General features: G+C 65.9%; 5 protein-coding genes. 2 read left to right on the top strand and 3 right to left on the bottom strand.

Annotation, left to right across the window (positions count from 1 at the left end; all coding sequences use genetic code 11):
* Window positions 1-4 precede the first annotated feature (4 nt).
* The 3 genes from folK to folP are packed head-to-tail and all read right to left on the bottom strand — an operon-like array spanning window position 5 to window position 1,717.
* A complete protein-coding gene (gene folK / locus EOD07_RS27410) occupies window positions 5-517 on the bottom strand; it encodes a 2-amino-4-hydroxy-6-hydroxymethyldihydropteridine diphosphokinase (protein ID WP_127237622.1) in 513 nt (170 codons plus the stop codon).
* Window positions 501-860 carry a dihydroneopterin aldolase gene (gene folB, locus EOD07_RS27405; RefSeq protein ID WP_040981151.1) on the bottom strand — a complete coding sequence of 120 codons (360 nt, stop codon included), beginning with the start codon at window positions 858-860 and terminating at the stop codon, window positions 501-503. Before folB ends, folK begins: the two co-directional genes overlap by 17 nt.
* A gap of 2 nt (window positions 861-862) precedes the next feature.
* Entirely contained in the window at window positions 863-1,717 is an 855-nt protein-coding gene (gene folP / locus EOD07_RS27400; protein ID WP_127237621.1) for a dihydropteroate synthase, read from the bottom strand.
* A gap of 84 nt (window positions 1,718-1,801) precedes the next feature.
* On the opposite strand from folP, the gene EOD07_RS27395 reads away from it, so the two are divergent.
* Complete coding sequence (locus tag EOD07_RS27395; protein ID WP_082037061.1) at window positions 1,802-2,422, top strand: DUF922 domain-containing protein; 621 nt, start codon at window positions 1,802-1,804, stop codon at window positions 2,420-2,422.
* A 205-nt stretch (window positions 2,423-2,627) separates the two neighbouring features.
* Window positions 2,628-3,425: MFS transporter (locus EOD07_RS27390; protein WP_127237620.1), on the top strand; the 798-nt coding region annotated here is incomplete at its 3' end.

Raw genomic sequence — 3,425 nt, 5'->3', positions numbered from 1 at the left:
GGCTTTACCCCACCCACCATTCGCGGCCCGACGGCAGCCGCTCGATGCCGGACGTGTCGACGGCTCCGAGCCGTTCCGACACGCTCCTGCCGCCAACCGAAAGCGCGGGCGCGATCTCGGCCAGCGGCGCCAGCACGAAGGCGCGTTCCAGCATGCGCGGATGCGGCACTTCGAGACCGGTCTCGTGAATCACCCGGTCGCCGAACACCAATATGTCGATGTCGATCAGCCGCGGCCCCCAGCGCTCCTCGCGCACGCGCTTCAGTCGCCTCTCGACATCGAGGCAAAGGTCGAGCAGCGCGCGTGGCGAAAGCGCCGTCTCGATCGCGGCGGCGGCGTTGAGGAAATCGGGCTGGTCGAGCTTGCCCCAGGGCGGCGTGCGGTAGAGCGAGGAGACGGCGGTGACGCGCGTCGCGACGTCGCCGTCCAGCATGCGCAATGCCACGCCCATGGACTTCGCCGGGTCGCCGAGATTGCCGCCGAGGCTGAGGTAGACGGCGCTATTCCGGCCAGACAACGCTCACCTCGACATGATCGAGCACGCCCGGCACCGGGGCGTTCGGCTTGCGTACGGTGATCGCGGCTTTCCTGATCTGCGAGAACCGCGCCGTCAGCGCTTTCGCGACCTCCAGCGCCAGCGCCTCGATCAGGAAGCGGCGATGTCCGGTCACGATCTCCTCGATGACCGAGAAGGCGACGCCGTAATTGACGGTATCCTCGATGGAATCCTCCGTCAGCGGCCGGCTGGGCTCGACCGTCAACTCGGCATCGACGTAGAAACGCTGGCCAAGCGTCTCCTCCTCGTCCAGCACGCCGTGGCGGGCGAAGAAGGCGCAGTTCTTCATGCGGATGACGTACATGATCAGTGTCCGGGAGGAAGCTCGGTTTCGCGGGCAAGCATAGCATCGGTCACCGCCAGCGCGTCCACGTTGATTGCGACATCGTGGACGCGAAACAGGTCGGCTCCTTTCAAGCGCAGGATGACGCTGGTGGCCGCCGTGCCGGCCGCCCGATCGCCAGCCTCGCGCCCCGTCGCGCTGCCGATGAAGCGTTTGCGCGAGGTCCCCGCCATCAGCGGATAGCCGAGCGCCTGAAGCTCGGAAAACCGCGCCATCAGGTCGAGGTTTTCCTCCGCCGTCTCCTTGGCGAAGCCGAAGCCGGCGTCGAGCACGATCTGGCTGTCGGCGACCTTGCCGGCACGCGCGATCTCCAGCGATTTGCGCAGGAACAGGAACTGGTCCTCGATCACGTCAGGCAGCTTCTGCCGTTCGCGCCCGGTATGCATGATGACGAGCCCGGCGCCGGTCTCGGCCGCGACGCGCGCGATGCCGGGCTCTCGCTGCAACCCCCAGACATCGTTGACGATATGGGCGCCGGCGGCGACCGCCCGCCGCGCCGTGTCCTCGCGGTAGGTGTCGACCGAGATCAGCGCCTCGCTGGAAGCCGCGAGCGCGGCGATGACCGGCAGCACGCGGCCCTGCTCTTCTTCAGCGGTGATCGGAGCAAAACCAGGTCGGGTCGATTCCCCGCCGACATCGATGACGGCGGCGCCCTCTTTCGCCATGCGGCGCGCCTGCTCCAGCGCCTTCTCGGGCGCGATGAACAGGCCGCCGTCGGAAAAACTGTCTGGGGTCACGTTGAGGATGCCGACGACGACGGCCTTCGGACCGAGGTCGAGATAGCGTCCATGCGCCAGCTGCCATCGCCTTGTCGTCATTGTCCATCAACCATGCGTGATCCGCGCGAAATCAATTCCGTTGCGCTGGCGACGGCCCTAAAGCAAGGTGCGTGAAGAGGCAATATGATGAACCGATCCCTGCTCTGCGCCCTGATGCTCGCATTGACCGCCATGCCGGCGGGCGCGGCCAATCTGGTGAAGACCTATAGCTATTTCAGCGTCGGCGGCCGCACGCTCGACGATATCCAGAACCAACTGTCGAGAAACGGCCCCGAAGTGAAGAGCACCGGCTCGCGGCATCCGGGCGCCACGCAGATGGCCTTCACCACCCGCATCAGCTACGCGCAGAGCGCGGAATCCTGCCGCATCGCCGACGCGGCCGTCACCGTGAAGGTCAAGGTGATCCTCCCCGAATGGCGGCGCCCGCGCAAAGCCGATCCCGACGTCAGGCTGTTCTGGGACACGCTGTCGGCCGACATCAAGCGGCATGAGGAGCGCCATGTCGAGATCGCCAAGAACCATGCGCGCCTGCTCGAGGATGCGCTGAAATCCATCCCTGCGCAAAAGACCTGCGAGGAGGCAAAGGCCAAGGCCGCGGCGGTCCAGGCAGCCGAGCTCGCCAGGCACGATCAGGACCAGGTGCGCTTCGACCGCGTCGAAAGCGTCAATTTCGAAAACCGCATCCTCCGACTGATGCGTTACCGGATGGAGCGCGTCGAAGCCGGGCAACTGCCGCCGCCTTGACCTGAGGCAAGCCGCATCCGAGGCCAATTTCGCCCAAGCATGGTGCCAGACCGGGAAAACTTTCGAAGGGCGGTCGAAATCGGCCTATATCGAACGACATATAGCGGGGTCGAACACTCGAACCGCCATCCACGATGAGAAATGAAGGCGCGACCGGCCGCAGCCGTTTTGGCGCACTGAGCATCAGCCTCTGAAAGAATGACGCATGGACCAGACCGTCGAGAAACAGGCGATGGCGCCGAAAGCCGCGCCGATGATGAGCGAGAGCGAGAAGAATACCATCATCGCCGGCGTGCTGTTGTCGATGCTTTTGGCGGCGCTTGACCAGACCATCGTCGCCCCCGCCCTGCCGACGATCGCGCGCGCGCTCGGCCATGCCGAATATCTGCCATGGATCGTCACCGGCTATCTTCTGACCGCGACGGCGGTGGCGCCGCTCTACGGCAAGATCTCCGATGTCTATGGACGCCGGCCGGTCATCCACGCCGGCATCCTCATCTTCCTGCTCGGGTCGCTGGTCAGCGCGCTCGCGCCCAACATGCTGGTGCTGGTCATCGGCCGCGCCATCCAGGGCGCCGGCGGCGGCGGTCTCTTCGCGCTGGCCCAGACGGTCATCGGCGATCTCGTGCCGCCGCGCGAGCGCGCCCGCTACGCGGCCTGGATCTCCGGCACCTGGGCGGTGGCCAGCGTCGCCGGTCCGCTGCTCGGCGGCGTGTTTGCCGAACATCTGCACTGGTCGTTGATCTTCTGGATCAACCTGCCGATCGGCTTCCTGGCCATGGCCATCGTCAACAACCCGCTGAAGAAGCTGCCGATCGCGGCCAAGCATCACCGCATCGACGGTTTGGGGGCGGTGCTCCTGGTCATCGCCACGGCGCTGCTGCTTCTGGCGCTCAGTTGGGGCGGCAGCACCTATCCCTGGTTCTCAGGCGAGATTCTCGGGCTTGTGGCCTGCTCGGCCGTGTTCTGGTTCTTCTTCGCGCTGAGACTGCTGAGAGCGGCC

This window comes from Mesorhizobium sp. M2C.T.Ca.TU.002.02.1.1, assembly GCF_003997225.1.
This window is presented reverse-complemented; position numbering and strand designations above follow the sequence as displayed.